26 protein-coding genes and 3 tRNA genes are annotated in these 26,882 nt (G+C 71.5%); 10 read left to right on the top strand and 19 right to left on the bottom strand.

From position 1 onward, the window contains the following. Window positions 1–119 precede the first annotated feature (119 nt). Window positions 120–193, bottom strand: a tRNA-Lys gene (locus tag RNB18_RS32115). A gap of 167 nt (window positions 194–360) precedes the next feature. On the opposite strand from RNB18_RS32115, the gene RNB18_RS32110 reads away from it, so the two are divergent. The 5 genes from RNB18_RS32110 (at window position 361) to RNB18_RS32090 (ending at window position 5,819) form a co-directional block, all read left to right on the top strand. Continuing rightward, window positions 361–1,704 (top strand): peptidoglycan-binding protein, encoded by a 1,344-nt coding sequence (locus RNB18_RS32110; protein WP_311717624.1) that lies wholly within the window; start codon window positions 361–363, stop codon window positions 1,702–1,704. A 95-nt stretch (window positions 1,705–1,799) separates the two neighbouring features. Further along, window positions 1,800–2,909 carry an SPFH domain-containing protein gene (locus RNB18_RS32105; RefSeq protein ID WP_311717623.1) on the top strand — a complete coding sequence of 370 codons (1,110 nt, stop codon included), beginning with the start codon at window positions 1,800–1,802 and terminating at the stop codon, window positions 2,907–2,909. Window positions 2,910–3,005: 96 nt separating this feature from the next. Further along, entirely contained in the window at window positions 3,006–3,611 is a 606-nt protein-coding gene (locus tag RNB18_RS32100; protein ID WP_311717622.1) for a lytic polysaccharide monooxygenase auxiliary activity family 9 protein, read from the top strand. An 85-nt stretch (window positions 3,612–3,696) separates the two neighbouring features. After that, window positions 3,697–4,131, top strand: a complete 435-nt coding sequence (locus RNB18_RS32095) for a hypothetical protein (protein ID WP_311717621.1) — start codon at window positions 3,697–3,699, stop codon at window positions 4,129–4,131. Between the two features lie 41 nt (window positions 4,132–4,172). Beyond that, window positions 4,173–5,819 carry a long-chain-fatty-acid--CoA ligase gene (locus tag RNB18_RS32090; RefSeq protein ID WP_311717620.1) on the top strand — a complete coding sequence of 549 codons (1,647 nt, stop codon included), beginning with the start codon at window positions 4,173–4,175 and terminating at the stop codon, window positions 5,817–5,819. 102 nt (window positions 5,820–5,921) lie between these two features. On the opposite strand, the gene RNB18_RS32085 is transcribed toward RNB18_RS32090, so the two are convergent. From RNB18_RS32085 to ehuB, 6 genes are all read right to left on the bottom strand, one after another. Then, window positions 5,922–5,995: transfer RNA gene (locus RNB18_RS32085), tRNA-Lys, on the bottom strand. Window positions 5,996–6,158: 163 nt separating this feature from the next. Continuing rightward, window positions 6,159–6,917 carry an IclR family transcriptional regulator gene (locus RNB18_RS32080; protein WP_311717619.1) on the bottom strand — a complete coding sequence of 253 codons (759 nt, stop codon included), beginning with the start codon at window positions 6,915–6,917 and terminating at the stop codon, window positions 6,159–6,161. A 221-nt stretch (window positions 6,918–7,138) separates the two neighbouring features. After that, window positions 7,139–7,915, bottom strand: coding sequence for an ectoine/hydroxyectoine ABC transporter ATP-binding protein EhuA (gene ehuA, locus RNB18_RS32075; protein WP_311717618.1), 777 nt, complete (start codon window positions 7,913–7,915; stop codon window positions 7,139–7,141). A 10-nt stretch (window positions 7,916–7,925) separates the two neighbouring features. After that, complete coding sequence (gene ehuD / locus RNB18_RS32070) at window positions 7,926–8,576, bottom strand: ectoine/hydroxyectoine ABC transporter permease subunit EhuD (protein WP_057610923.1); 651 nt, start codon at window positions 8,574–8,576, stop codon at window positions 7,926–7,928. Next, window positions 8,573–9,271, bottom strand: a complete 699-nt coding sequence (ehuC, locus tag RNB18_RS32065; protein WP_311717617.1) for an ectoine/hydroxyectoine ABC transporter permease subunit EhuC — start codon at window positions 9,269–9,271, stop codon at window positions 8,573–8,575. Before ehuC ends, ehuD begins: the two co-directional genes overlap by 4 nt. Next, complete coding sequence (gene ehuB, locus RNB18_RS32060; RefSeq protein ID WP_311717616.1) at window positions 9,268–10,173, bottom strand: ectoine/hydroxyectoine ABC transporter substrate-binding protein EhuB; 906 nt, start codon at window positions 10,171–10,173, stop codon at window positions 9,268–9,270. Before ehuB ends, ehuC begins: the two co-directional genes overlap by 4 nt. 97 nt (window positions 10,174–10,270) lie before the next feature. Here ehuB and RNB18_RS32055 point away from each other — a divergent pair, with 97 nt between their 5' ends. Continuing rightward, window positions 10,271–10,765, top strand: a complete 495-nt coding sequence (locus RNB18_RS32055; RefSeq protein ID WP_057610926.1) for a DUF3830 family protein — start codon at window positions 10,271–10,273, stop codon at window positions 10,763–10,765. Here the strand turns inward: RNB18_RS32055 and RNB18_RS32050 are convergent. Beyond that, a complete protein-coding gene (locus RNB18_RS32050; protein WP_311717615.1) occupies window positions 10,752–12,179 on the bottom strand; it encodes an amidase in 1,428 nt (475 codons plus the stop codon). The genes RNB18_RS32055 and RNB18_RS32050 overlap by 14 nt on opposite strands. Window positions 12,180–12,198: 19 nt before the next feature. Further along, on the bottom strand, window positions 12,199–13,146 hold the full coding sequence (locus RNB18_RS32045; protein ID WP_311717614.1) for a D-2-hydroxyacid dehydrogenase: 948 nt from the start codon (window positions 13,144–13,146) through the stop codon (window positions 12,199–12,201). Between the two features lie 197 nt (window positions 13,147–13,343). On the opposite strand from RNB18_RS32045, the gene RNB18_RS32040 reads away from it, so the two are divergent. Together RNB18_RS32040 and RNB18_RS32035 are read left to right on the top strand one after the other, a co-directional pair. Next, entirely contained in the window at window positions 13,344–14,168 is an 825-nt protein-coding gene (locus RNB18_RS32040) for a maleate cis-trans isomerase family protein (RefSeq protein ID WP_059209990.1), read from the top strand. Then, a complete protein-coding gene (locus tag RNB18_RS32035; protein ID WP_311717613.1) occupies window positions 14,165–14,896 on the top strand; it encodes a maleate cis-trans isomerase family protein in 732 nt (243 codons plus the stop codon). Before RNB18_RS32040 ends, RNB18_RS32035 begins: the two co-directional genes overlap by 4 nt. Before the next feature lie 19 nt (window positions 14,897–14,915). On the opposite strand, the gene RNB18_RS32030 is transcribed toward RNB18_RS32035, so the two are convergent. Beyond that, window positions 14,916–15,449, bottom strand: coding sequence for a hypothetical protein (locus RNB18_RS32030; RefSeq protein WP_311717612.1), 534 nt, complete (start codon window positions 15,447–15,449; stop codon window positions 14,916–14,918). Window positions 15,450–15,462: 13 nt separating this feature from the next. Further along, entirely contained in the window at window positions 15,463–15,723 is a 261-nt protein-coding gene (locus RNB18_RS32025) for a hypothetical protein (protein WP_311717611.1), read from the bottom strand. 190 nt (window positions 15,724–15,913) lie between these two features. Between RNB18_RS32025 and RNB18_RS32020 the strand changes: the two genes are divergently transcribed. Next, window positions 15,914–17,005 carry an LLM class flavin-dependent oxidoreductase gene (locus tag RNB18_RS32020; protein ID WP_311717610.1) on the top strand — a complete coding sequence of 364 codons (1,092 nt, stop codon included), beginning with the start codon at window positions 15,914–15,916 and terminating at the stop codon, window positions 17,003–17,005. On the opposite strand, the gene RNB18_RS32015 is transcribed toward RNB18_RS32020, so the two are convergent. Continuing rightward, on the bottom strand, window positions 17,002–18,816 hold the full coding sequence (locus tag RNB18_RS32015; protein ID WP_311717609.1) for a putative bifunctional diguanylate cyclase/phosphodiesterase: 1,815 nt from the start codon (window positions 18,814–18,816) through the stop codon (window positions 17,002–17,004). The genes RNB18_RS32020 and RNB18_RS32015 overlap by 4 nt on opposite strands. Window positions 18,817–19,131: 315 nt before the next feature. Between RNB18_RS32015 and RNB18_RS32010 the strand changes: the two genes are divergently transcribed. Next, entirely contained in the window at window positions 19,132–20,385 is a 1,254-nt protein-coding gene (locus RNB18_RS32010) for a M6 family metalloprotease domain-containing protein (protein ID WP_311717608.1), read from the top strand. A 138-nt stretch (window positions 20,386–20,523) separates the two neighbouring features. On the opposite strand, the gene RNB18_RS32005 is transcribed toward RNB18_RS32010, so the two are convergent. From RNB18_RS32005 to RNB18_RS31975, 7 genes are all read right to left on the bottom strand, one after another. Then, window positions 20,524–20,597: transfer RNA gene (locus tag RNB18_RS32005), tRNA-Lys, on the bottom strand. Then, window positions 20,588–21,178 (bottom strand): bifunctional DNA primase/polymerase, encoded by a 591-nt coding sequence (locus tag RNB18_RS32000; protein WP_311717607.1) that lies wholly within the window; start codon window positions 21,176–21,178, stop codon window positions 20,588–20,590. The genes RNB18_RS32005 and RNB18_RS32000 overlap by 10 nt, the downstream gene beginning before the upstream one ends. A 154-nt stretch (window positions 21,179–21,332) precedes the next feature. After that, entirely contained in the window at window positions 21,333–21,701 is a 369-nt protein-coding gene (locus RNB18_RS31995; RefSeq protein WP_311717606.1) for a hypothetical protein, read from the bottom strand. A gap of 136 nt (window positions 21,702–21,837) precedes the next feature. Continuing rightward, entirely contained in the window at window positions 21,838–23,175 is a 1,338-nt protein-coding gene (locus tag RNB18_RS31990; RefSeq protein ID WP_311717605.1) for an AAA domain-containing protein, read from the bottom strand. Then, window positions 23,172–24,764 (bottom strand): hypothetical protein, encoded by a 1,593-nt coding sequence (locus tag RNB18_RS31985; RefSeq protein WP_311717604.1) that lies wholly within the window; start codon window positions 24,762–24,764, stop codon window positions 23,172–23,174. Before RNB18_RS31985 ends, RNB18_RS31990 begins: the two co-directional genes overlap by 4 nt. Next, window positions 24,755–25,933 carry a hypothetical protein gene (locus RNB18_RS31980; protein ID WP_311717603.1) on the bottom strand — a complete coding sequence of 393 codons (1,179 nt, stop codon included), beginning with the start codon at window positions 25,931–25,933 and terminating at the stop codon, window positions 24,755–24,757. The genes RNB18_RS31985 and RNB18_RS31980 overlap by 10 nt, the downstream gene beginning before the upstream one ends. Next, window positions 25,830–26,783, bottom strand: coding sequence for a phosphatase PAP2 family protein (locus tag RNB18_RS31975; RefSeq protein WP_311717602.1), 954 nt, complete (start codon window positions 26,781–26,783; stop codon window positions 25,830–25,832). Before RNB18_RS31975 ends, RNB18_RS31980 begins: the two co-directional genes overlap by 104 nt. Between the last annotated feature and the right edge of the window lie 99 nt (window positions 26,784–26,882).

Below are 26,882 nucleotides of genomic sequence, written 5' to 3'. Positions count from 1 at the left end.
GGGGGCAACCCCCGGACCCCCGGCCGCCACTGCCGACCCCTCGGTCGCCCCTGTGTGCCGGAGTCGCTCGTCGCAACATTGAAGGCCCCCCACTGTTGCGGGAGGCCTTCAATCGTCTGTGCGCCGCCAGGGACTCGAACCCCGGACCCGCTGATTAAGAGTCAGCTGCTCTAACCAACTGAGCTAGCGGCGCCTGCTGACCTGCACGACTCTACCGGATGCCGGAGGGTGCTCCGGAACGCTCCCGCGGGGCTGCCGTACATCATTCGGACCGTCAGCATGCGCGTGCGGGCGACAGTTGAGAAACTGACGAATGTGCATAGTTGCGGACATATTTACCTGGAGGGTGAGGGGCGTCGCATGGAGACTCCGGTATTCGAGGAAATCGATCCCGCGAGCGACTGCGACTGCCCCGGATGCGTCCACTGGCGTCGCGTTCTCCCACGATCGACCGGCGGTCACCCGGCGGCCACCCGAGTCGTGATCCTGGCCGCCGCCGCGGCGGCCTCCACCGCCTTCGGCGCGGTCCACGCGGCCCCGGCCTTCGCCGCCCCCCAAGCCCCCGCCCGTCCCGGCGTTCCCGGCATCCCCGGCGTTCCCACGGGTGACGAGCCCGACACCCCGCAGGGCGGCAAGGCCCCGCTGCACGGCCCCGGCGGCAGCCCGCCGGTCGCCAAGGCGCCGACCATCACCCGCGCCGACATCATCAGGCGGGCCAAGCAGTGGGTCGCCGCGAAGGTGCCGTACAGCATGTCCGAGTACTGGAGCGACGGCTACCGGCAGGACTGCTCGGGCTTCGTGTCCATGGCCTGGAACCTGCCGGCCAACGAGTGGACCGGCAGCCTCGGCAAGTACGGGATCAAGATCGCCAAGGACGACCTGCAGCCCGGCGACATCCTGCTCTTCCACAACCCGGACAACCCCGAGCAGGGCTCCCACGTCGTCATCTTCGGCGGCTGGACGGACTACACGCGCACCTACTACGTCGCCTACGAGGAGACCCGCCCGCACGCCCGCGAGCTGGCCACCCCGTACGCCTACTGGAGCAACTCGGACCGGTACCTCGCCTACCGGTACAAGGGCCTCGCGGGCGGCACCACCGGCACCGCCCCGGACCCCGCAGAGCCCGACAACGCCAAGCCGGGCTCACCGGCCGTGACGTCCTACCCGGGGAGTGCCTACTTCGGGCCCGGGGCCAACAACAAGTACGTCACCCGGCTGGGCCGGATGCTCGTCGCACGCGGCGCCGGGCGCTACTACACCTCCGGCCCCGGCCCCCGCTGGACGGACGCGGACCGCAGGGCCACCCAGGCGTTCCAGCAGGCGCAGGGGTGGCGGGGCAAGGACGCGGACGGGCTGCCCAGGGCGCGGACCTGGACGCTGCTGGTGACGGGCGGTGGCAAGGACATCGGAGCGGGTGGTGGGACGGGGGAGGAGGGCCCGTCCGCGCCCTCCTCCCACGGGGTCCCCGGCTACCCGGGGCGCGCGCTGTTCCGCCCCGGCGCGACCAACAAGTACGTCACCCAGCTCGGCGGACAGCTGGTGAAGAAAGGGTTCGGCAAGTACTACACGACCGAGCCGGGGCCGCGCTGGGGCGAGGCGGACCGGCGGGGCGTCGAGGCCTTCCAGCGTGCCCAGGGCTGGCGGGGCGGCGCGGCGGACGGCTACCCGGGGCCGGAGACCTGGCGGCGGCTCTTCTCGTAGTCACCCGGCGCGCCACCACCCGGCGCGCCCTCTCGTCATCACCTGGCTCGTCATCACCTGTTGTGACGCATCTGGCGCGGAGGCTGGAGGCACTCATGAGCACGACCACTTCACACACCCCCGAATCCGAGGGACCGTCACGGCCCGGCCGGCTCATCCAGAACGAGGCGACCACCGAGATCCCCGTCCATCTGCTCTTCCGTGACGACCCGGACCCGGTGTCGGTCCCGCTCAGGCCCGCCGTGGTGGCACGACGGCAGGGCACCGGGGAGCAGCCCCGCCTGCGCAGAACCGGCCAGGTCACCCCGCGCCCCGCCCCCGACGTCGACCCCGAGCTGACCGAGCGCCCCGCACGAGTGCTGCCGGGCTCGGCCGGCGTCCTCGCCGGCGCCTGCGGACTGGCCGGGTGCGCGGTCACCTCGTGGTGGGCGGGGCTGCTGCCGCCGCTCGCCCTGAAGGCTCTCAGGGTCCCGGAGTTCGCGGGCGCGGGCCTCGGCCCCGCGCAGTGGGCGGCGTACGCCGGAGCCGGGGCTCTCGGCCTGTTCGGTTTCGGCGGACTGGCCCGCGGCCGTACCGGAGGTGCCTGGGTGCTCGGGCTGTTCGGCCGCTACCGGGGGACCGTCCGGCGCACCGGCCTGATGTGGGTCAACCCGCTGCTGCTGCGCCGCCGGGTCGACGTACGGCTGCGGCACTGGCGCGGCGAGCCGATGCCGGCCGCCGACGCGAGCGGGGTCGCGCTCCGGGTCGTCGTCCTCGTGGTGTGGCGGGTGCGGGACACCGCGCGGGCCACGCTGGGCGTCGACGACCACGAGACGTTTCTGCGCGAGTGCGTCGAGGCCGCGCTCGCCCGGGTCCCGGTGGAGGCGCCGGGCTCCGGCCGCGGCTCGGTCGACGCGGCGGGGGAGGCGCTGACCCGGCTGGTGGCCGCGGAGACCGCGCCCGTCGGCGTCGAGGTCTTCTCGGTCCAGCCGCTGCGCGTCGAGTACGCCCCCGAGGTCGCCGCGGCGATGCACCGCCGCCGGATCGCCGCGCTGGACGCCCAGCACCGGGCCACGATGCTCACCTCGGTCGTGGACTCGGTGGAGGACACCGTCACCCGGCTGACCATGCGGGGCCTGGTGGAACTGGACGACTACGAACGCAAGGCGCTGGTGAAGGACTTGACGGTGGCGTTCTGCGCGGGGCGTGCAGAACAGGGCGGGTGATGGGGATGGACATGGTCAACGCACGGTAATAATCTGAGACTTGGTCTAGACCTGCAAGCTCACTGAACCTCCCCCACGTTCTCCAGGAGCGGCAGCATGCGCAAAAAGACCAAGTGGTACGCCGCCGTGGTGGGCCTCGCCACCACCGGAGCCGTCGTGCTCTCCTCCGGCGGTGCCGACAGCCACGGCTACACCGACCTCCCCATCAGCAGGCAGAAGCTCTGCCAGAACGGCACGGTGGCGAACTGCGGCTCGATCCAGTGGGAGCCGCAGAGCGTCGAGGGCCCGAAGGGCTTCCCGGCCTCAGGCCCTGCCGACGGGCAGATATGCAACGCCGGCCTGAGCCAGTTCAGCCAGCTCAGCGCGCCGAAGACCCCGTCGGGCAGCGCCTGGCCGGCGACCAAGGTGACGGGCGGCCAGAGCTACACCTTCCGCTGGCAGTTCACCGCCATGCACGCGACGACCGACTTCAAGTACTACGTCACCAAGGCGGGCTGGAACCAGAACCACAACCTGGCCCGCTCCGACCTCAACCTCACCCCGTTCCTGACCGTCCCCTACAACGGCCAGCGCCCCCCCTCGACCCTCTCCCACAGCGGCACCCTGCCGTCCGGGCTCAGCGGACGGCATGTGATCGTCGCGGTGTGGACGATCGCCGACACGACGAACGCGTTCTACGCCTGCTCGGACGTCACGTTCTGAGCATCGCTTGAGACAGTCCAGGCTTCCCCCGGGGTAGGTTCCCCACACGATCACGCGATCGGTGCCTGACCTCGGGGGATCTGCCATGGACGCCTTCTTCTACATCATTCCCGTCCAGATCATGGCCGTGGTCCTATTGGCCGCGTATGTCGTGGTGCGGCGCTGGCACCGGGCCGGCAGCGCCTGGCGGAGCGGGCTGACCGCCGAGGGGCGGTGCCTGCGGGTGTACGCGATGGCCCATGGGGGCGGCGACACACGGGTGCGCACCGCGCTGCGCCATGTGTACGAGTTCAGGACCCGTGACGGCCGGGTCGTCCGTTTCGAGGAGGAGGGCGGTCCGGGGACGATACTCGAGGGCGACATCGTCACCGTCCACTACGCCGACGGCCCGGACGTCGTGGCGACGGCCCGCCCCGGCCGTGGCGGGCACGGGTGCGCTGCCTGCGCGGTGCTCGCCCTTGTCGGCGTGGTCGTGCTGGTCTGCGTGGTCTTCATGGTCGCCGTCACCGCGGTGTCCTAGGCCCTCCACATCTGACGGTCCGTCAACTACCGTACGCCCCCATGGACTCCAGGAGGCGTACGGTCGCCGAGCTCGTCGCCGGGCGGTGGGGTGACCACCGGCCCGGGCTGTGGTTCGAGGGGCGGGCGCTCACCCACCACGAGGTCGCCGCCGGCGCCGCCGCCCGGGCGGCACTGCTCACCGACCTGCTGCCGGGCGCCGGGGCCCACATCGGTGTGCTGCTCGACAACACCCCCGAGTACCCGCTGTGGCTGAGCGCCGCCGCGCTCGCGCGTGTCGCCGTCGCCGGCATCAACCCCACCCGCCGGGGCCCCGAACTGGCCCGCGACATCCTGCACACCGAGTGCCGCCTGCTGGTCACGGAGGCGTCCCACCTGCCGTTGCTGCGGGGCCTCGACCTCCCCGGCGTCCGTCTGCTGGTGACCGGCACCGAGGAGTACGACACCCTGCTCGCGCCCTACGCCGGTGCCGAGCCCGACGCCTCCCGCGCCGCCCCCGACGACCGGCTCCTCCTCTACTTCACCTCCGGCTCGACCGGCGCGCCCAAGGCCGCGCTCTGCTCCCAGGGCCGCCTGGCCGCGGCGGGGAGCTCGCTGGCCGACCAGTTCCGGCTCGGTCCCGACGGTGTGCACTACCTCTGCATGCCGATGTTCCACGGCAACGCGGTGATCGCCGACTGGGCGCCCGCGCTGGCGAGCGGGGCGGGGGTGGCGCTGAGGCGGCGGTTCTCGGCGTCGGGGTTCCTGGCGGACGTGCGCGCGTACGGGGCTACGTACTTCACCTATGTCGGCCGGGCGATCCAGTACGTCCTGGCCACCGAGCCCCGCGAGGACGACCGGGACAACCCGCTGCGGCTCGGTTTCGGCACCGAGGCGGGGGCGGTGGACGCGGCGGCCTTCCAGCGGCGGTTCGGGGTGCGGCTGGTCGAGGGGTACGGATCCTCCGAGGGCGGCGCGGCGATCCAGTGGGCGCCCGGCACGCCGGAGGGTGCGGTCGGGCGGGCGGGACCCGGGCTCGTCGTACTCGATCAGGAGACGGGGCAGGAGTGTCCTCCCGCACGATTCGACACGGCCGGGCGGCTGCTGAACGGGGACGAGGCGATAGGTGAGCTGGTGAACCGGGCGCCGAACCCCTTCGAGGGGTACTGGCGGAATGCCGAGGCGGAGGCCGAGCGGCGCCGGGGCGGCTGGTACTGGACCGGTGACCTCTTCTACCGGGACGGCGACGACTATCTCTACTTCGCGGGCCGTACCGACGACCGGCTGCGTGTCGACAGCGAGAACCTGGCCGCGGCGATGATCGAGAACATCCTCGCGCGCTACGAGGGGGCGGTGGCCGTCGCCGTGTACGCGGTGCCGGATCCGGTGACCGGGGACCAGGTGATGGCGACCATCGCGGGGACCTTCGATCCGGAGGCCTTCGTGGACTTCCTGGAAGCCCAGCCCGATCTCGGGACGAAGATGGCGCCCCGGTTCGTGCGGGTGGTGGAGCGGATGCCGGTCACCGCCACGAACAAGATCCACCGGGCGCGGCTCAGGAAAGAGGGCGTGCGGTGCGCGGACCCGGTGTGGTGGCGGCCGCCCGGGACGCGGACGTACCGAAGAGCGGAAAACCTCGAAGGGCCCCTCGCTCCCACGAGAGGCCCTTCATCGGTGCGCCGCCAGGGACTCGAACCCCGGACCCGCTGATGCTGCATCTTCTGGGGGATGACCCCCAGACCCCCAGCCGCCGTCCGCGGCACCCTGGAAACCTCGAAGGGCCCCTCGCTCCCACGAGAGGCCCTTCACCGGTGCGCCGCCAGGGACTCGAACCCCGGACCCGCTGATTAAGAGTCAGCTGCTCTAACCAACTGAGCTAGCGGCGCATGACTCTCGCCGTCCGCCTCTCGGCGGCTGGCGACGAGAAAATACTACCCGGTCCGCAGGGGTGCTCATGACCACCACGAGCCGGGCCCACTCAGGGGCGCGGGGCACTGCGCGAGCAGCCCCCACGGACCCGCGGACAACCGACGACCTCCTGCCCGGCGTCTAGATCGCCAGTGACAGGAGGACGGGCGCCGCCCCCCTGTTCAGGCGGTCCGTCGCCTGGCGGAGGCGATGCGCCTGGTCGAGCGGCAAGGACAGCGCAAGGCATCCCACCGACGACCCCGCCGTGATCGGCACCGCCGCGCACACCGTGCCCACCGCGTACTCCTGGAGGTCGAGATGGGGGACAGTGGGCGGCTGGGCCTCCAGGCGGGAGAGCAGCAGCTTGTCGTTGGTGATGGTCCGCGAGGTGAGCCGGGTCATGCGGTGCCGGGAGAGGTGGTCGCGGCGGCCGTTGTGGTCGAGCTGGCTGAGCAGGCTCTTGCCGAGGGCGGTGGCGTGGGCGGAGGAACGGAAGTCCACCCACTCGTTGACCGCCGGGGTCGCGGGACCGTCGGCGTACTGGGCGATGGTGACCTCACCGTCGACGTACCGGCTGATGTAGACGGCCGCGCCGATCGAGTCGCGCAGTTCGTCGAGGGTGTGCTGGAGCTTGTCGCGCAGGGCCTCGTCACGGTCGTGCGCGGAGCTCAGCCTGGTCAGGGCGGCTCCCGTCACATACGCGCCGTCGGCGACCTGCTCGACGTACCCCTCGCGGCGCAGCATCCTCAGGAGCGCGGTCAGCCGCTCCGGGGCGAGGCCGGTGGTACGGGCGAGTTCGACGTCGGTGACTCCGGCGGTGTGCCGTGCCACCGTCTCCAGGACGCGCAGTGCGTCCTGGGCCGAGTGGTACGGCGCGGTCGGCTCGTGCTTCAGCGCCACGGTTTTCCCCCTGCGCTCGCTCGGTCGCACTACTACTGGGCCGTAATACCAGACAGCGATCCCCTCCACGATAACCGGCAAAAGGCTTGTAGTGAGCGGCTGTTGACGAGATTCCGTCCCCGGGTCGGGCCTCTCAGCAGGGGTGCTGACACCCTGGCATATGCCAGAGACATGACCCGGGTCCGGGACCTCGAAGGTTGAACGCCGTTCACCTCTTGTAGTCAGAGAACCGCGCTGAGAAATTCCCGGGTGCGGTCCTGCTCGGGGTCGCTGAAGATCTTCTCCGGTGCGCCCGACTCGATGATCCGGCCCGAGTCGAACATCAGGACCTGGTCGGAGATGTCCCGGGCGAAGTTCATCTCGTGGGTCACACAGAGCATCGTGATGTCGGTGGTGCGGGCGATGTCCCGCAGCACGTCGAGGACACCGGCGACCAGCTCCGGGTCGAGCGCCGAGGTCACCTCGTCGAGCAGCAGCACCTGCGGCCGCATGGCCAGCGCCCGCGCGATCGCCACCCGCTGCTGCTGGCCGCCGGAGAGCTGCGTCGGCCGGGCGCCGGCCTTGTCGGCGAGGCCCACCAGGTCGAGCAGCTCACGCGCGCGTGCCTCCGCCTCGTCCTTGGACATGCCGAGCACGGTGACGGGCGCCTCGGTGATGTTGCGCAGGACCGTCATGTTCGGGAACAGGTTGAACTGCTGGAAGACCATCCCGATCTTCTTGCGCACCTCACGCAGCTGCTTCTCCGGCGCCGGGAACAGGGTCTGGCCGTCGACCGTGACCGTGCCCTCGTCGGGCTTGGTCAGCGTCATCAGCATGCGCAGGATCGTGGTCTTGCCGGACCCGGAGGGGCCGATCAGCGTCACGTGCTTGCCGGAGTCGACGGAGAAGTTCAGCCGGTCCAGGACGGTGTTCGACCCGAAGCGCTTGGTCACGTTCTCGAAGCGGATCAGCTCGCTGCCGTCCACCGGCGGGTTGGCGCCTGCGTCGGGTTCTTTCATCAGGGGAGTGTCAGCGGACAAGACGTCGCTCCAGGGATCGCAGAAGAAGGGAGGCCAGATAGGAGATGACGATGAAGGCCACGCCGATCACGGTCAGCGGCTCGGTGAACTGGAAGTGCTCCTGGGCGAACAGCCGCGCCTCGCCGAGCATCTCCAGCACCGTGATGACCATCAGCATCGGTGTGTCCTTGAGCATCGAGATCACGTAGTTGCCGAGAGCCGGCACGACCCGGCGGATCGCCTGCGGCAGGATCACCACCTGCCAGGTCCGCACGCGCGGCAGGTTCAGCGCCGTCGCCGCCTCCCACTGACCGGTCGGCACCGCCTCGATACCGGCCCGGTAGACCTGCATGGTGTACGTCGAGTAGTGCAGCCCGATCCCGATGACACCGGTGGCCAGCGCCGAGAGGGTCACGCCCCACTCGGGCAGCACATAGAAGAGGAAGAACAGCTGGACCAGCAGCGGGGTGTTGCGCACGAACTCCGTGACCACCCCGACCGGCCAGCGCACGAACCGCGAGGGCGCGCGCATCAGCAGCGCCCACACCAGGCCGAGCGCGAAGGAGATCAGCGAGCCGAGCGCGAGGGCCTGCAGGGTGACCAGCAGCCCGTCCCAGAACTGCGGCATGAAGTCGCTTACGGCACTCCAGTCCCACGTCATCCGACACCACCTCCGACGGGCTCGGGCACCTGGACCTCACGCGTGGGCTCCTTGCCGACCCCCGCCTTGAGCTTCTTCTCGAGGCCGCGCATCAACCGGGTGAGCAGGAAGGCGATCACGAAGTAGATGAGCAGCAGATACGTGTAGATGCCGGCACTCTCCTGGAGCGCGAGCCGCACCAGGTTGCCGCTGAACGCCAGATCGCCCATGCCCATCACGGACACCAGCGCGGTGCCCTTGAGCAGCTCGATCAGCAGGTTGGAGAACGGCGGGATCATCTCCGGCACCGCCTGCGGCAGCAGGATCAGCCTCAGGCGCTGCCAGGGCGTGAAGCTCAGCGCGATCCCGCCCTCCTGTTGCGCCGGGTCGACCGCCTTGAGCGCCCCGCGCACGATCTCGGAGCCGTACGCCCCGTAGGTCAGTCCGAGTGCGAGCGTGCCCGCCCACATCGGCACCAGCTGCCAGCCGAAGGCCGGGGGCAGCACGAAGAACACCCAGAAGATCATCACCAGCGCCGAGGTCCCGCGGAACACCTCGGTGTAGACGCCCGCGAGGAAGCGGACGATCCACAGCCGGTGGGTGCGCAGGACGCCGACCACGAAGGACACGGCCGCGGCGAGGATCGCGCTGAAGAACAGCAGCTGGACCGTGGTCCAGATGCCCTTGAGTACCAGTTCCCAGAGTCCGGAGGTCATCCGCCGCAGAGCTCCTTCGCGGTCAGGTCCGTCATCTCGGCCTGCGTGAACCCGAAGGGCTTGAGGACCCGGAACAGCTCCCCGCTCTTCTTCAGCTTCCGCAGCTCGGCGTTGAAGGCGTCCCGCAGGTTCGTCTCGGTCCGGCGGAACGCGAAGGCGCCCCCGTCGACGTGCGGTTTGCCGCCGACGGTCGGGGTGAAGGCCTTCGTGGCCTCCGCCTTGGCCGACTTCTTCACCACCTCGCGGGTGGTGAGCGCGGTCCCGGCGAACACGTCGACGCGCCCCGCCTCCACGGCGTTCAGCCCCGCGACCTGGTCCGGCACGATCAGGATGTCGCTTTCCTTGTATCCCGCCTCGACGGCGTACCCGATCTCCGCGTAGCCGGTCCCGGTGGCGAACTTCGCCTTCTTCGCGACGACGTCCTTGTAGTTGTGAAGACCTTTGGGATTTCCCTTGCGCACGATGAAGGAATCGAGCATCTGGTAGTCGGGATCGGCGAAGATCACCTGTTCGCAGCGTTCCGGCGTGACGTACATCCCGGCCGCCACGACATCGAACTGCTGGGAATTCAGCCCGGGAATGAGCGAGCCGAACTCGGTGGGCACGGGCTGCACCTTGTCCACCCCGAGCCGCTTGAATATGACCCTCGCGAGTTCTGGTGCCTCGCCGGTCAGGTCGCCGTTCTTGTCGATGTAACCGAAGGGGATCTCACCCGCGATTCCCAGCCGTACGACACCTGCCGCCCTGAGCCGGTCGAGCAGTTCACCGCCTCCCGTGGTCGAGGCCGTGGCCACGCGTGAGCAGCCCGCCGCGCCCAGCGCACCGAGCGCCGCTACCCCCGCGAGCAGCGACCGGCGGGTGGTCCCGGATATGTGTTCGCCATGTTCCAGTGGTGGAGCCATGGCGGCGCGGCTACCCGACCGGATGCGACTTATGCAGATCGATTTGAGCCCCGTTCCGGACCGAGGCCCTCTTGACCGGAGGGGGACCATGGAATGCATGGCTGACCGCTACATCGAAGTCTCGCTGGTCAAGCGGGGAATCACCGCCACGGCAAAGCTCCTGGACGATCGGGCGCCGATCACCTGCGCGGCCGTATGGGATGCCCTCCCGCTCGCCGGTGACGTCTACCACGCGAAGTACGCACGCAACGAGATCTACGCCCTTTTCCCGCCTTTCGCAGAATCGGAACCACCCCTGGAAAATCCGACAGTTACCCCGATTCCCGGAGATCTCTGCTATTTCTCCTTCGCGGGCACAGAACTCGGCACCAAGTCCTACGGCTACGACCGCGAGGTCCGCGCCGGCACGACGGTCGTCGACCTGGCCCTGTTCTACGAACGCAACAACCTGCTCCTGAACGCCGACGTGGGCTGGGTGCCGGGGATCGTCTGGGGGCAGGTGGTGGACGGGCTGGACGCCCTGGCCGAGGGCTGCAACGACCTCTGGCGCGCCGGCGCCCTCGGCGAGAGCCTCCGGTTCAGCCGGGCGTGACGCTCCCCGCGCGGGCCGGGTCGGGTGGCCGGATGCCCGCCGTTTCCGTCTCGTAGAGTGCGTGAGCCGCCCGCAGCACCAGGTCGTCCCGGTGCCGGGCCGCCACGATCTGCAACCCCACCGGCAGCCCGTCGGCGTCCGTCCCCACCGGCACGGACGCGGCGGGCTGCTGGGTCATGTTGAAGGGGTACGTGAAGGGCGTCCACCCCGTCCAGCGGTGGTGGCCCGAGCCCTTCGGGACCTCCGTGCCCGCCTCGAACGCGGTGATCGGAAGGGCCGGGGTGACCAACAGGTCGTAGGAGTCGTGGAAGCGGCCCATCCGGCGCCCGAGTTCCATCCGGACGTCCACCGCGGCCAGGTAGTCGAGCGCACTCATGCGCGCCCCCAGGCCGCAGATCGCCCGGAGCCCCGGGTCCAGCAACTCCCGCTGATGCGGCCCGAGATGCTGGGTCACCCGGGCCGCCCCGCTGAACCACAGGGTGTGGAAGGCGTCCACCGGGTCGGCGAAGTCGGGATCGGTCTCGGTGACGTACGCGCCGAGTCCTGCCAGGCGCTCCACCGCCCGCCGTACCGCCGCGGCGACCCCTGGCTGTACGGCCACCTGGCCGCCGAGGGACGGTGAGTACGCGACCCGCAGCCCGCGCACCCCGCCCGACAGGGCCGCCGTGTACGGGCCGGCCGCCGGGCCCAGCGCCGACCAGTCACGGGAGTCCGGCACCCCGATGACGTCGAGGAGCAGTGCCGCGTCGGCCGCGTCGCGGGTCATCGGGCCCACGTGGGCGAGGGTGCCGAAGGCGCTCGCCGGGTAGAGCGGCACGCGGCCGTACGTCGGCTTGAGGGCGAAGATCCCGCAGAATGCGGCCGGGATACGGACGCTGCCCCCGCCGTCCGTGCCGAGCGCGAGCGGCCCCGCGCCGAGTGCCACGGCCGCCGCGGCGCCCCCGCTGGAACCGCCCGCGGTGCGCGTCGGGTCGTAGGGATTGCGCGTCACGCCCGACAGCGGCGAGTCCGTGACGCCCTTCCAGCCGAACTCGGGGGTCGTGGTCTTGCCGAGGAAGACCGCGCCCTGCTCGCGCAGCCGGGCGACGGACGGCGCGTCCTCGTCCCAGGTGCCGCCCTCCGGGATCGTCCTGGAGCCCTTCAGCGTCGGGGCGCCGCGCAGCAGCAGGATGTCCTTCACCGTGACGGGGACGCCGTCCACGGCGCCGGACGGCTCCCCCAGTCGCCAGCGGTCGGCCGAGGCGCGGGCCTGCGCCAGGGCCTCCTCGCCGGTCAGCCGTACGAACGCGTTCACCTCCAGCTGAATCCGTTCGGCCCGGTCGAGAGCCGCCCGGGTCGCCTCCACGGGGCTGAACTCGCCCTTGCGGTAGCCCTCCACGAGTTGTACGGCGGTCAGTTCGGTGAGGTCCTGCATGTGCCCCTCCGCTCGACGTTCAGTGCCCTGGCACGTACCCGCGTTGCTTGTCGACCACGTTCGGCAGTGATCTGCCCGCCTCCCAGCGGTCGTACAACTGCAGGAACTGCGTGCCGAGTTCATCGCGCCAGCCGACCGTGTCACCGCTCATGTGCGGGGACACGATCAGGCCCGGCACCTGCCACAACGGACTGTCGGGCGGCAGTGGTTCGGTGTCGAACACATCGAGGGCGGCCCCGGCGATCCACCGCTTGGACACCGCCTCCACCAGCGCGTCCTCGACGACCAGCTGACCCCGGCCGATGTTGATGAACCGCGCGGAGGGCTGCATCATCCCGAAGCGGCGGGCGTCGAACATGCCGTGCGTGTCCGCGGTGAGCGGGGCGGCCGCGATCACCCAGTCGGCGCGGGCCATCAGACGGTCGAGGTCGTCGGGGCCGTGGATCCCGGTGCGGGAACGGCGGCCGACGAGGGCGGTGGTGATACCGAGCGCCTTGAGGGTGCTCACGATCGCCCGCCCGATGGGCCCGGAACCGACCACACAGGCACGGGTCCCGGCCACCCGCTGGGACTCCCGGTGCCGCCACACGCCCTCCCGCTGCAGTTCCAGGGTCCGGGGCAGGTCCTTCGCCATCGTCAGGACCAGCGCGGCGACGTACTCGGCGATCGGCTGGTCGAAGACCCCGCGGGCGTTGGTCACCACCGTGTCGGAGACAGCGAGTTCGGGGCACATCAGATGGTCCACGCCCGCGCTCGCCGTGTGCACCCAGCGCGGCCGCGGGCCCTCGCCCGGCCACGCGTCACGCACGGCGGTCGAGGTGAAGTCCCAGACCAGCAGCACGTCGGCGACCGGCAGCCGCTCGGCGAGCCCGGCCCCGTCCGTGTGCAGGATCCGGGCCCGGCCGGTGAGGCTCCCGAGGCGCGGCGGGGGGTCGGCGTCAAGGACCAGAAGGACGGGGACGGACATCGAGCCACCGTTTCTACGGATTATCGCGGAGCTGCCGGGCGTCTGACGTGGGCGGGAACGCCGACGGCAACCCCGGTGTGACGTGAGCGTGACATGGGCGGATTGACCACGCTCGCACCCGAACCTACCTTCGTCAACACGGGCGTTGTGCACGTTCCGCTGTCCCCCCGTCTCTCACCGTGAGGCCGGTCTCTGCCATGGACGTTTCTTTTCTAGGTGGTCCGCGCCCCCAGCGCGGTGTCGGTGTCGTCGCCCCCTTCGACTTCGCGCTGGATCGCGAGCTGTGGCGGTGGGTGCCCGACGAGATCTCGCTCCATCTGACCCGCACCCCTTACGTCCCCGTCGAGGTCAGCCTCGACCTGGCCCGTCTGGTGAGCGAGCACGAGACCCTGCACGAGGCGGTGCGCACGCTCAACGCCATCGCTCCCGAGGTCGTCGCCTACGCCTGCACCTCCGGCAGCTTCGTCGGCGGGATCGCCGGGGAACGCGCCATGTGCGCCGCCATGACCAGGGCGGGCGCCGTCCCGTCCCTGACCACGTCCGGCGCCCTCCTGGACGCCCTCGCCGAACTCGACGTCCGCCGGGTGGCGCTGGTGACGCCGTACACGGTGTCGGTGACCAGGTCGCTGGAGGAGTACGTCGCCGAGGCGGGCGTCTCGGTCACCGGATGCGCCTACATGGGCCTGACCCGGCACATCTGGAAGGTGCCCTACCGCCAGGTCTCCGAGATGGCCCACAAGGCCGTACGGGGTGACGCCCAGGCCCTGTTCATCAGCTGCACCAACCTGCCCACGTACGACGTCATCCCGCAACTGGAAGCGGAACTGCGCATACCGGTGATCTCGGCCAACCAGGTGACGATGTGGGCCGCGCTGCGCCGATTGGGTACCCGAGCCGTGGGACCGTACCAGGCGCTGATCGATCCGGCGGCGAGGTACGGCCCCGTGCGCCCGGAGATTCCGGGACTGCCGGAAGTCCGGGGCCTGCCGGACGAAGAGCAGCAGCAGGAAGGCTGGACATGACCGCTCTCGGATTCCTCTACCCGGGCCACTCCGCCGAGGACGACTATCCGCGCATCGAACAGCTCCTGGGCAGCGACATCCGCCTGGACGTCGTCCACACCGACATCGGCACCGACGCGCACCGCGTGGACGCCCTCCTGGAGATGGGCTCGGCCGAACGGCTCGCCGCCGGTGTCGAGGAACTGCGCATGTCGGGCGCCGAGTCCGTCGTCTGGGCCTGCACCAGCGGCAGTTTCGTCTACGGCTGGGAGGGCGCCCACGAGCAGGTGCGCAACCTCGCCGTCACGGCCGGCATGCCCGCGTCCTCGACGTCGTTCGCCTTCGTGCACGCGGCCCAGGAGATCGGGGCCGGGCGGGTGGCGGTCGCGGCGACCTACCCGGACGACGTGGCGGGACTGTTCGCGGAGTTCCTGCGGGCGGGCGGAGTCGAGGTCCTCCAGGTCCGCGGCGCCGGGATCATCACCGCCGCGGAGGTCGGCACCTGGGGCGAGGAGGAGGTCTTCGCGCTGGCCCGGGAGGCCGACTCGCCGGACGCCGAGGCGGTGCTCCTCCCGGACACGGCCCTCCACACGGCCACCCACATCCCGGCCCTGGAGAAGGAGCTCGGCAAGCCGGTCCTCACCGCGAACCAGGTCACCGTCTGGGAGGCTCTGCGGCTGACGGACCGCCGGGTGAACGCTTCGGCTCTGGGGGCGCTGTTCACCAGGGAGCCGATCGTCCAGGTGTGAGACGCACCTGTCCAGGGGCTCACCGCCGACGGTCCTGGCCGGCCTCGGCGGTGAGTTCTGTGTGCATGGCGCGCAGTCGCCGGTGCTGACGGTTTCCGTACAGGACGAGCCAGCCCAGGAAGACCCCGGCGAACAGGCCCATGCCGAGGGTCTGCGGCAGGCCCGCGGTCAGGGCCGTCAGCACCACGACCGCGCAGAACAGGCCGGCGACGAAGACCTGGGCCGCGACCCGGTGGCGTGAGCGGTGCAGACGCTGTTCGACCAGGTCGCGCATCGCCTGCCGCTCCTGCGGCGCCGTGGGGACCTCGCCCCGGCGCAGTTTCCGGTCCAGCGACACGAGGCGGTCCACGGAGCCTCCGGCGGCCCGCTTCTCCCGGCGCCGCACGGCGAGCATGACGCCGACCCCGCCGACCGAGGCGAACACCACGTACAGCGGGACCGAGGCGATCGAGCGCTCCGGGGACAGCAGCAGGACCACGGCGCACGCGACCAGGAGGGACAGGACGACCTGGACCCACAGGTGCTTGCCGAGAAAGGAGTTGACGCGTTCCACGGCCTGCCCCCCGTCACATCTGGTCGCGGCGGCGGACGGCGCGCAACCGCATCGTCAGGCCGATGGCCAGCAGCACCAGGGCCACCGCGCAGTAGGCCCACGAGCCGTTGCCGCGCACGGCGTCGACGGCGGCCAGGACCACCCACAGGGCGGCGACGACACTCAGCGCGGTCCACGCGATGTCGGCGATACGGATGGACAACTGGGCGCGCTGTCTGGTGCCGGGTTCGAGCGGTCCGAGTTCCGACGGCCGCGACGGGTTCTCTCGCGTCATGGCGATCCCTCCGGATTGTGGAGTTGTGCGCTTTGAGTACCCGGGGGCCGGTGCGGCAAGCGGTTGACGCAGGTCGGGATGCGGAAGCAGGCGCTCCAGGAATCCTCGATCCCGCCCGGGAATAAACGGGGACACTCTCCTGTTACTTCCTGACTGACAGCGCACGGCTCATGAGCAGGAGGCCCCCACCGTGGCGGAAGACGAGATCCGAGGTACTGCACAGGGCACCGCCCCCGTACCTCTCTCGGTACTCGACCTGGTCACCGTCGGCGCCGGACGCACGGCCACCGACGCCCTGCGCACCAGCGTCGCCATCGCCAGGCTCACCGAGTCCCGCGGCTTCCACCGCTACTGGATCGCCGAGCACCACTCCATGCCGGGCGTGGCGTCCTCGTCCCCCGCGGTGATCCTCGCCCACCTCGCCGCCCACACCACCCGCATCCGGCTCGGCTCGGGCGGCGTCATGCTCCCCAACCACGCCCCGCTGGTGATCGCCGAGCAGTTCGGCACGCTGGAGGCGATGGCCCCGGGACGGATCGACCTGGGCCTCGGCCGGGCACCCGGCACGGACGGCGCCACCGCCGCGGCCCTGCGCCGCGCCGACCGCCTGCACGAGGGCGCCGACGACTTCCCCGAGCAGCTCGCCGAGCTCACCCGCTTCCTGGACGACGACTTCCCCGACGGCCACCCCTACCGCCGTATCCACGCCGTACCCGGCCCGGTCCAGGCGACGTCACCCGGCGGCGTCCAGTCCCCGCACCGCCCGCCGCTCTGGCTGCTCGGCTCCTCCGGCTTCAGCGCCCAGCTGGCCGGCTCCCTCGGCCTGCCCTTCGCCTTCGCGCACCACTTCTCGGCGCAGAACACCATCCCGGCCCTGGACCTGTACCGAGAGTCCTTCCGGCCCTCCGCGGTCCTCGACGAGCCGTACGCCCTCATCGGCGTCTCCGCCCTCGCCACCGACGACGAGAAGGAGGCCCGCCGCCAGGTCCGCGCCGCCGCGCTCAGCATGATCCGGCTGCGTACCGGCCGCCCCGGCCTGGTCCCCACCCCCGAGGAGGCGGAGGCCCACGAATTCAGCCCGATGGAGGAGGAGTTCGCGCGCACCTGGAACGCCAACGTCATCCACGGCACCGCCGACGAGGTCCGCTCCGGCCTCGACGACCTCCACAAGCGCACCGGCGCCGACGAGCTGATGCTCACGGGCAACGCGCACAGCGGTGACGCACGCCTGCGCTCCTACGAACTCGTCGCGGACGCCTACGGACTGCCCACGACCCGCTAGGCCTTCACGCCCATCAGCCCGGAGATACGATCCGGCGACACCGGCCGCGAGTACAGCCAGCCCTGGCCGGTGTCGCAGCCGATCCGGCGCAGGCGGGTGGCCTGGGCCGAGGTCTCGACGCATTCCGCGGTGACGGTGAGGCCGAGACGGTGGGCGAGCTGGATCATCGCCTCGACGACGACCTCGTCGGCCGGGTTCGGGGGGACGCCCTCGCCCTCGTACTGGAAGCCGCGCACGAAGGAGCCGTCCAGCTTCAGGACGGAGACCGGCAGGCGGCTGAGGTAGGCGAGGTTCGAGTAGCCCGTGCCGAAGTCGTCGATCGCGATGCCGACGCCCATGTCGCTCAGCGCCTGGAGGGCTTGGAGCGGGCGGCCCGCCGAACCCATCACCGCCGACTCGGTGAGTTCGAGCTGGAGGAGATGGGGCGCCAGGCCGGTCTCCGCGAGGGTCTTCGCCACGTCCGCGACCAGGTCGGAGTCCCAGACCTGACGGACCGCCACATTGACGCTGACGAAGATCGGCGGCTCGTCGGGGTGGTCGAGCTGCCACTGACGGGCCTGGCGGCAGGCGGTGTCGAGGATCCAGCGGCCCAGCGGAACGATCGAGCCGTCCTCCTCGGCCAGTGCGATGAACCGATTCGGCGTCAGCATCCCGAACTGCGGGTGGTTCCAGCGCACCAGCGCCTCGACCCCGCGCAGCCGGCCGTCCTCCATGCCCACCAGCGGCTGGTACTCCAGCTGGAACTCGCCGCGCTCGATGGCCGGACGGAGCGTGGAGGCGAGGGCCTGGCGGGTCATGCGGTGGGCGTTGCGCTCGGGGTCGAAGAGCGTCCAGCGGTCCCGGCCGTCCGCCTTCGCCCAGTACAGCGTGGTGTCGGCGGCCTGCATCAGACCCGTCGCCGAGGTGCCCTCCGCCTGCCGCTCGACGACCCCGATCGACGCCGACACCGACATCCGGTGGCCGGAGACGTCGAAGGGCGCCTGGACGGCCTTCAGCAGGGACTCGGCGAGGTCGGCGAGCTGTTCGGTGCCTGTGGAGTCCTCGACGAGCAGCGCGAACTCGTCGCCGCCCAGCCTCGCCACCAGGGGAGCGGTCGCCCGCCCGTGGCCGGCCTCGTCCGCGCAACGCGTGAGCCGCTCGGCGACGGCGGCCAGCAGCCGGTCGCCGACCCGGTGGCCGAGGGTGTCGTTGACGGCCTGGAAACCGTCGAGGTCCAGATAGCACAGCCCGATCCGGCCCGTGCCGCCCTGCTCGTACGACTCCGGCTCCAGCGCGGCCGTCAGCCGCTCGAAGAACAGCGTGCGGTTGGGCAGCCGCGTCACCGGGTCGTGCATCTGCAAGTGCCGCAGCCGGGCCTGGAGTTCACGACGGGCGGTGATGTCGGCGACGGACAGCAGGACGCCGGGGGACTCCTGGGAGCCTTCGGCCAGCGGCGTGATCGTGATCTGCGCCCACATCGAGTGCCCGTCGGGATGCTTGAGCCGCCGTTTGCAGCGCAGCCTCGCCTGCCGGCCGCGCAGCACCTCGCGGTAGGAGTGCCAGGTGCGGGCGTCCGAGGCCAGATCCACCAGGTCGGCGGCCTGGGCCCCGGCCAGCTCCTCCGGTACGGCGCCGAGCAGCTCGCCGAAGGCGGGGTTGGCGTCGACGACCGTGCCCTCGCGGTCCACCACGGCCATGGCCAGCGGCGCCGCCGCGAACGCGGCACGGTGCGTCGGGGGCTCCGTACGAGCAGGTGTCGTGATGTCACTCTCTGTTACGGCCGACCCGTCGAGGTCTGCCGCGGGCGCCGGCCCTTCGGACGTTCCGTTCACCGCTAGCTCCCGCAGTGCACTCGATCGCTGTCCGCGCAGGAAAGTGTGCCGATCATAGAGGCTGCCCCCGGGCCCTTCCAGCCATTGCCCAGTCTGGAGGACCGGCAACCCCTTCTGGCAGATCGTTTCTGCCCGCAGCTGGACGGGTTCTTGGGGCCTGGGACCGGTTGTGACGTTCCGTGAGCGATTCGGGGGTGTCGGCCGGTCCGGCAGGTCACGCCGTCTCACTCGTCCGGTGCAGATAAACAGGGCGTACTACTGCAAAACGACACAGGCTGGGTGCGGTATCCCGTGAAACCGCTCCCGGAGGTCCCGTTGCCGCGCCCGTTTCCGCGCACCTTCCCGCGCCCCCGACTGCGCAGCTCCGCCGCCGTGTTCACCACCATGGTGGCCCTGGCCTCCACCTCCCTCGTCACCGGCCCCTCTGTCGCCGAACCCTTCTCGTCGGCGCCCTGCACTCTGGAGCGCACCGAGGCCCACCACTCGGAGGGCCTCGACACCTGGAACACCGCCTATCCGCGTCCGGCCCGCGCCCTCGACGCGGTCATGGTCTTCCTGTCCTTCCCGGACGCCGGGCCGATGACCACCCCCGCCCAGCTGGCCGCCGATCACTTCCCGGCCACCACCCGCTTCTTCCAGCACGCCTCCTACGGCCGCTTCACCCTGCGCCCGCACCCGCTGCGGCACTGGATCCGGATGCCGCGCCCGTCGACGGCTTACGCCATACAGCGCGACTGGAGCGCCGCGGACCGAGGGGCGTACCTGCGCGACGCGCTCGCCGCGGCCGACGGGCAGGTCGACTTCTCGCGCTATGACGTCGTCTACTTCGTCGCCGACCCGGACGCTCCCGGCGTCGACTCGGACGCCACGAAGGTCGTCAACCTGGACGTGCCGCTGCGCGCCGACGGCACAAACATCCGCCGGGTGGTCACCGTCTTCGAGAAGCACCCGCCGGACCGGCTGGTCCTCGCCCATGAGACGGGGCACGTGTTCGACCTGCCGGACCTCTACCACCGGCCGATGGACGGCAAGGGCGACTGGGACACCTATGTCGGCGACTGGGACCTGATGGGCAGCCAGTTCGGACTCGCCCCCGATCTGTTCGCCTGGCACAAGTGGAAGCTGGGCTGGCTGGAGCGGCGGCAGGTGGTGTGCGTACGGGGGCCGAAACCGACCCGGCTGACGCTGGAGCCGCTGGGGACCGGTCCTGGCAACGCCGGGATCTTCGGGCCCGGTCACGGCACCAAGCTCGCGGTCGTGCGCACCGGGGCCGACAGCGCGCTGGCCTTCGAGGGACGCGCGGCGATGGGCGACGACGAGGCGGTCTGCCGGCAGGGTGTGCTGATCTACCGCGTCCACAGCGGCGCCGCGTCCGGCGGCGGCCCGATCCAGGTGATCGACGCCCACCCCCGTACCGAGGCCTGCTGGGAGAACTCCGTCTACCCACCCCTCGCGGACGCCCCCGTCGACACCGGCGAGAGCTTCACGGTCCCGGACGAGCACGTACGCGTAAAGGTGACCGGGCGAACGGCCTCGGGGGCGTGGAACGTGGAGATCGCGGTCGGGTGACTTCCCGGCCGACGGCTCGGTGGGCGAGGGGGTGTGGGTGGCGGAGCCCCCACAACGCGCGGCGCAGCCGCGCCAGCCGTCCTGCGGTGCCGTCAAGAATGAAGGCCCCCCGCACTCGCGAGAGGCCTTCACTGTCTGTGCGCCGCCAGGGACTCGAACCCCGGACCCGCTGATTAAGAGTCAGCTGCTCTAACCAACTGAGCTAGCGGCGCCTGCTGACGTCGTAGACCTTAGCATCCTGATCGGCGGGGGGAAAAATCGATATCCGCACGGCGGCGCGAGCCGCGCGTACCGCTGCCCAGAGCAGGATTTCCGGGCCCGGCAGCCAGGGGTGGCGGGTGTCGGGGGCGACCAGCCAGCGGGAGGCCGGTGCGGATTTCGGGGCGCTCAGCGGGGCCGGGACGGTGATCGCGTCGCCGATGCCGTGGCACAGCAGCGGCGGGATCGCGGCCGTACGGCCGATCTCCTCCCACCGCAGCAGCGACGGCAGCCGCTGAGCCGTGCCGGGTGCCGCGAACAACAGCATCCGGGCCCGGAGCATCGCCACCGGTCCCGATCCCGGCCCCTCCTCCCACAGCCGGTCGAGCATCCGGCGCCCGAAGATCGCGGGGGTGCTGACCACGTCGAAGGCGGTGCCGCAGGGCAGTACGACCGGGGCCGCGGGGCGCTCCTCCCAGAGCGCCAGGGTGCTGCGCGGGTACGTTCCCGCCGAGGCGAGCCAGGCGGCTCCGTCCGCGGTGACGCCGGAGACGTCGAAGCGCGTGTCGGAGAACGGTTCGTCGCGAGTGCTCATGCCGCTTACATCTACCGGGCGTGAGCAGGCCGTTCCTCAGAGTTGCGGGAAATCGGGACAGGAGGGGCCGAGGAGGGGTATCTTGCCCGCCTGGCATATGCCATGGAGGGTTTACGGCGGCCAGTGCGGCTACGACGAGCGCGGTGCCCGTGGCTCACACGGGATCGGCGTGCCCCGCTCCACCCTCCGCGCCCCCCAGCAGATCCCGGCCGAACTCGACCATCTTCTTGGCGTAGTCCTCGGTCCACTCGGCGCGCTCGGCGATGTCGGCCGTCGTGAGCCGGTCGAAGCGCCTGGGGTCGGCCAGCTGGGCCGCCGCCATCGCCTGGAACTCCACGGCACGGTCCGCCGCCGCACGGAAGGCGAGTGCCAGCTCGGTGGACCGGGTCAGCAGCGCGCGCGGATCGTCCATCGACTCGAGGTCGAAGAAGTGCTCCGGGTCGTCGGCCACCTGCGCGGGCTCGAACAGCAGGGGCGCGGGGCGCAGCCGCGGTTCGTTCCGACGCGGCGTGGGCTCCGCCATGTCTTCATCCTCCTCGTACGTCGTCCGTTCCGGCGGCCCATCTGTGCATGGGCCACCGTCCATTGTCCCGCGCCCATGCAAGAGGGCGGGGCGCCTGCGGCGGTACCAAGGTCTACGGCCCGCGCGATGTTCCCGCTCACGGCCGCCAGGCCACCCGGTGCTCCGCCAGCCGTGCCAGTACGGCGTGGTTCGCCTCCCAGCCGTCCGGAAACTTCACCAGGGTCCCCAGCTGGACCGGTTCCGTCGACGGGTAGTCGTCCAGGAGCTCGCTCACGCCCGCGCGGCACACCACGACGCACGCGTGGCGGTGCCGGGAGGCCAGGACGCACAGGCGACCCGTCTCCAGGTGGAAGGCGGTGGCGTCGGGGCGGCCGGAGAGGGGGTGGAGGACGACCGTGACGTCGTACTCGCGGCCCTGGAGCCGGTTCGCTGTGTCGACGGTGACGTCCATGACGCCGAGGTCGGCGAGCGCCGCGCGGACCGCCGCCGCCTGGTCGCGGTGGGCCGTGCCCACGGCGATGCGGTCGGCGGTGAGCGGCGCAGGGTCCGGTGAGCGTTCCGACGTGGCCGCCCCGCCCCGGTCCAGCAGCCGCCGTACGACGGTCGCGACGGCCCGTACCGCCTCGGGGTCCGTGCGCGGAGTGTGCCGAGCGGGCAGCTCCAGCAGGCCCCAGCCGGACTCCGCCGCCGCGTCGATCACCCGGTCGGGGCCCGAGCCGTCCGAGGGGACGCCGAAGGTGAGCCGGCGGTCGCCGTGGCCCGTGCCGCTGCGGAAGGGCGTGTACGGGTAGAAGGCGTCCGAGACCAGGGGCGCGGCCGAGGCGGGCAGCCGCCAGGACACCGGCAGGCGGTGCTGGGGCAGCTCCGGGTTGTGGGCCAGCAGGGTCGTCACCGCCGAGGCCGAGGGGTCGTACGACAGCCCCGCCCACTGCTCGCTGCCCACGATCGCGAACGGGTCCAGCTGCCCCGGGTCGCCCACGAACAGCGCCCGCTCGAACAGCCCCGCCACCGCCAGCAGCGCGTCCGAGCGCATCTGGTACGCCTCGTCCACGATCGCGTGCGCCCACGGCTCGTCGACCTTCACATGTCCCCACTTGGCGGCCGTGGAGATCACCACGGGCAGCCCGGTCAGATCACCCGCCTTCGCCGACTTCCGTACGTTCGCCAGCGCGTCCAGCGCCTTGTCGTACGGGTCGGCGTCACTGCTGTGCAGCCGCCCGACCGGCAGTTCGGGGTTCTTCTCGGCGAGCCGCAGGACCAGGTCGTCCACCTGGGCGTTCGTCTGCGCCACGACCATCAGCGAGCGCCCCGCGTCGGCCAGTTCCAGCGCGGCACGCACGACGAGGGTGGACTTGCCGGCGCCGGGCGGGGAGTCGACGACGACACCGCGGTGGGTGCCGTGCAGGGTGTCGTGGAGGATCGCGTCGGTGGCCCGCGCGGCTTCGGCACCGGGGTCGAAGGTGCGGGTGGTCACAGGACGTCCTCCGGGGTCAGGGGATCGGCGGTCTCCTGTACGGCCTCACCGGGCGGCCCGCCGTGCGTCCACGGCGTGTCCTCCGGGTCGGGCAGCTTCGCGCCGCCGCGCTGCTCGTGCTCGAAGAGCGTGAAGCACACCCGGTCGCCCTTCTCGGGCACGGACCCGGTCTCGGGCTCCTTGCCGCGGCCCATCTTGTCGAGGATCTTGAGGACGACGAGGGCGCCCTCCTCCTCGTACCCCACGAACTCGGCCGACTGCGGCTTCCCGCCCAGCGAGCGGTACACCTTGGCCCGCTCGCCCAGATGCGGCCGGTCGTCGGTCCGTACGGTCACCAGCGGGCGCGGGCTCGGCCGCTTGCCCTCGCTGTACGTCATCACGACGTCCGTGACCTCCCCGGCGAACGCCTCTCCGGCCAGCCGCCGCCCGGCCATCACCAGCGGGTCGTCGAGCGCTTCCTGCGCCTCCAGACGGGCCTGTTCGCGCTCGCGCGCGGCGAGCTTGTTGGCGGCGGTGACCGCGTCGTCGCGGCGCGGCTGCGGGGGCTCGCCCGCCACGACCCGGTCGCGGTGGCTCGTGAACGACCAGCGGTCGCGCGTCCACCGCTCCTCGGCGTGCGCCCCCTCGGGCAGCGTCCGCAGCAGATCGATGCCCCGCCACACCGCGTCCCAGGTCGGGCGGGTACGACTCGCGACCAGGGCGCGGATCTCCTGTTCGGCGGCGGTGAGCGCGCCGAGCCGGTCGTCGGCCTCCAGGCCGTCCTCGGCGGCGGCGAGGGCGGTACGCGCACGGTCGTAGCGCAAGAGGGCCGGGGCGAGCAGTTTGTTGTCGAACGCCGGGTCGGTGGCGGGCCCCGCGGGCGGGTGCAGCAGCTGGCCGTCGTCGTCCCGGGCGAGCTCGGCCTCCAGCGCGGCGTCGGCGCCCGAGCGGCCCGGTGGCGGGTCGATCCACGCGAGCAGCGCGCCCAGGTGCTGGTCCTCCAGCGTGGACTGGCCGGTGGACCAGTGCCGGCCCAGTACGTCCGTCATCGCCGGCAGCAGCGAGGAGCCGGGCACCCGGGCCCGCTCCCCGAAGTGGGTCAGCCATCGGCCCAGCAACGGCACCCGGGGCGGGGCCGGATACGGGGTCTCCGGGTCCTGCTCCGCCGTACGCCGGAAACGCATGGAGCGTCCCAGCAGCCGTACGAAATCGACACCCGCGCGGCTCGGCAGGATCAGCTGCGGGGCGTCCGCGCACAGCTCGACCTCGACCTTGACCCGCTTGCCGGTCTCCGGATCGGTCTCATTGCGCTCGGCGGCCTCCACCGATTCGGCGTATCCGTCGACGTACGGCAGCACGATGTCCGCCAGCTCGGCCAGGAACGCGAACCTGAGGTCCCGGTCCCGCGGCTGCGGTACGACCAGGAGGTGCGGCGCGTCCCGGTCGGTGCCCACGAGCGCGCCCAGCGGGGCACCGGCCTCGCCCGCGGTGGTGAGCGGGACGAGGACGAGGGGGCGGTCGGAGAGGTGCCGGTGAAGGACGGTCGCGGCGGGCTGGGCACGGCCGGTGCTGACGGCTTCGAGGCGGGCGAGGGTGGCGATCAGCGACATGCGGTCACCCCCAGCGCCTCCGCGCGGAGTTCGGCCGCCCTGCGCAGGGCCGCCACCGCCGGATCGTCCGGATCGCCGGCCTCGCCGCGTGCCGCGGCCAGGACCCCCTCGACCGTCGTCAGGCCGCCCAGTTCCGCGCGCACCGAGCGGCCCAGGGAGGTCACCGCGCCGGCCGCGCGGGAGCGGTCCCGGCAGTGGAAGGCCAGTTCGCACGCGGACAGGCACTCGGGGGCGTAGGTCGCCGGGACCGACTCCACCGCGGCGGTCAGTTCGGCGGCGGGCTGGTCGGGGGCGAAGCAGGTGCCGTCGGGAAGGGCGTCGGCGATGTCCTGGATGCGGGTGAGACGGGCCAACTGGCGGGCGGTGACCGCGCGCTGCTTGCGGATGTCGACGGCCGAGGCGGTGGGCAGGTTGGAGAAGTCCTTGGGGCAGACCAGCAGGACCCGGTGGCGGACCTTCGGAACCGGTTCCAGGCGGGCGGCGACCGCCTCCAGCGCCAGGACGTACACCGCGGCCTGGCGGGCGGCCGCGCCCACCTTCGACGGGTCCGCCGAACCGTCCAGCATCGGGAAGGACTTGATCTCCACGACCGTCCAGCTGCCGTCCGGGTGCACGACCACCGCGTCCGGCTCCAGGAAGGCGGGGGAGCCGGCGACGTCGAGCGCGAGCATCGGGTGGTCGAGCAGCGTCCAGGTGCCCGCTGCCTCTGTGGCTTCGCGCAGGGCCAGTGCCGTCCGCGCGGTACGGCCCTCGGGGCCGATCGCGGTGAGGTCGGGGACCTGGGCGTCGACAGGGGGCTGCGCGGTGCGGTCCAGCCGCTCGTGCACCAGCCGCAGCAGCTCCGCGCCGCCGTCCGCCTTGACCTTCGCCTCGAAGGCGTTGCCCCGCGTCAGGGCGAACTGCGACTGCCCGAAGGCGGACGGCGCACCCAGCGCGCTCGCCACCGCCGTCTTGTCCACCCCGGCGCCGTCGAGGATCGCGCGCCGCTTGCACCCGGGGTTCGCGGCGAGGGCCGCGAGGGCGCGCGCGTCCAGTGCCTTGGCCGGTACCTCGGGCCCGCGCAGCTCAGCGAGCCGCTGCCGGAGCGCCGTCCCCCGCGTCCGCGGGAGAGGTACTCGGCTCGGCTCCGCTTCCGAAGAGTGACTCGCGCTGCCGTGGAATGTGCTCACCCGCGGAAGTCTGGCATCCGTCACTGACAATTGAGGGCTCTGCGTCCCGCGAGACGGCGGTGACAGGAGCTATCCGGGCCCGGATACCCGCCGTGGCCCGCTCCGCGGCCCGTGAGACGTACGGGGCGAGCAGGAACCCGGCGCCCATCACGGCCGCGCCCGCGACCGCGTCGAGGAAGTAGTGGTTCGCGGTGCCCATGACCACGATCGTGGTGATCAGCGGGTAGGCGACGGCCGCGACCTTCGTCGTACGCGTCCTGCCGTAGCGCCACAGCATCACTCCGCACCACAGGGCCCAGCCGACATGCAGGCTCGGCATGGCCGCGTACTGGTTCGTCATGCCGCCCATACCCCGCGGGGCGCTCGCCTCGCCGCCCCACCAGCCGTACGAGCTGTACTGGGCCATCGTGTCGACGAAGCCGTGGCTCGCGGACAGGAGGCGGGGCGGGCAGGTCGGCAGCAGGGTGAAGCCGATCAGACCCATGAAGGTGGACGTCATCAGCCAGGTGCGGGCCGCGCGGTAGTGCAGGGCGCGGGACCGGAAGAGCCAGACCAGGACGGCCGGCGTGACCAGGTAGTGCAGCGACGCGTACCAGAAGTCGGCCGGTACGCCGATCCAGGTCTGGCTGGTGAACAGCCGGTTGAGCGGATGCTCGGCGTTGAGGTAGAGGAACTTCTCGACCTTGAGGATCGCCAGGCCGTGGTCGACGGCGCCCGTGACATCGCCCCTGGCGAGGAGCCGGCCGGCGCTGTAGCAGGCGTACACCAACAGGATCAGGGGCAGCTCGGTCCACCAGCGCAACCGCGTGTCCGGGACTGCCTCGGTGCCTGGTGTCTCGGTCAGCGGCATCCGATCCTGTCCCCCTTCGTTTCGCGCGGCGTCCGGCGGTCCTTGTCCGGTCGTGCCACTTTACGGCGTATGTGCGGGCCCATGTGGAGTGCCCCCACG

Source organism: Streptomyces doebereineriae (assembly GCF_031845645.1).
GTDB lineage: Bacteria > Actinomycetota > Actinomycetes > Streptomycetales > Streptomycetaceae > Streptomyces > Streptomyces canus.
The sequence above is the reverse complement of the archived record's forward strand: the minus strand, read 5'-3'. Positions and strand labels throughout refer to the sequence as shown.

Bases quoted from the DNA above. Each gene is read 5' to 3' on its own strand.
- RNB18_RS32110 (WP_311717624.1), top strand. From the start codon at position 361: ATGGAGACTCCGGTATTCGAGGAAATCGATCCCGCGAGCGACTGCGAC.
- RNB18_RS32105 (WP_311717623.1), top strand. From the start codon at position 1,800: ATGAGCACGACCACTTCACACACCCCCGAATCCGAGGGACCGTCACGG.
- RNB18_RS31975 (WP_311717602.1), bottom strand. From the start codon at position 26,783: ATGCCGCTGACCGAGACACCAGGCACCGAGGCAGTCCCGGACACGCGG.
- RNB18_RS32035 (WP_311717613.1), top strand. From the start codon at position 14,165: ATGACCGCTCTCGGATTCCTCTACCCGGGCCACTCCGCCGAGGACGAC.
- RNB18_RS32100 (WP_311717622.1), top strand. From the start codon at position 3,006: ATGCGCAAAAAGACCAAGTGGTACGCCGCCGTGGTGGGCCTCGCCACC.
- ehuA (WP_311717618.1), bottom strand. From the start codon at position 7,915: ATGAAAGAACCCGACGCAGGCGCCAACCCGCCGGTGGACGGCAGCGAG.
- RNB18_RS32045 (WP_311717614.1), bottom strand. From the start codon at position 13,146: ATGTCCGTCCCCGTCCTTCTGGTCCTTGACGCCGACCCCCCGCCGCGC.
- RNB18_RS32095 (WP_311717621.1), top strand. From the start codon at position 3,697: ATGGACGCCTTCTTCTACATCATTCCCGTCCAGATCATGGCCGTGGTC.
- RNB18_RS31995 (WP_311717606.1), bottom strand. From the start codon at position 21,701: ATGGCGGAGCCCACGCCGCGTCGGAACGAACCGCGGCTGCGCCCCGCG.
- RNB18_RS31985 (WP_311717604.1), bottom strand. From the start codon at position 24,764: ATGTCGCTGATCGCCACCCTCGCCCGCCTCGAAGCCGTCAGCACCGGC.
- ehuC (WP_311717617.1), bottom strand. From the start codon at position 9,271: ATGACCTCCGGACTCTGGGAACTGGTACTCAAGGGCATCTGGACCACG.
- ehuD (WP_057610923.1), bottom strand. From the start codon at position 8,576: ATGACGTGGGACTGGAGTGCCGTAAGCGACTTCATGCCGCAGTTCTGG.
- RNB18_RS32000 (WP_311717607.1), bottom strand. From the start codon at position 21,178: ATGAGCACTCGCGACGAACCGTTCTCCGACACGCGCTTCGACGTCTCC.
- RNB18_RS32040 (WP_059209990.1), top strand. From the start codon at position 13,344: ATGGACGTTTCTTTTCTAGGTGGTCCGCGCCCCCAGCGCGGTGTCGGT.
- RNB18_RS32050 (WP_311717615.1), bottom strand. From the start codon at position 12,179: ATGCAGGACCTCACCGAACTGACCGCCGTACAACTCGTGGAGGGCTAC.
- ehuB (WP_311717616.1), bottom strand. From the start codon at position 10,173: ATGGCTCCACCACTGGAACATGGCGAACACATATCCGGGACCACCCGC.
- RNB18_RS32025 (WP_311717611.1), bottom strand. From the start codon at position 15,723: ATGACGCGAGAGAACCCGTCGCGGCCGTCGGAACTCGGACCGCTCGAA.
- RNB18_RS32090 (WP_311717620.1), top strand. From the start codon at position 4,173: ATGGACTCCAGGAGGCGTACGGTCGCCGAGCTCGTCGCCGGGCGGTGG.
- RNB18_RS32055 (WP_057610926.1), top strand. From the start codon at position 10,271: ATGGCTGACCGCTACATCGAAGTCTCGCTGGTCAAGCGGGGAATCACC.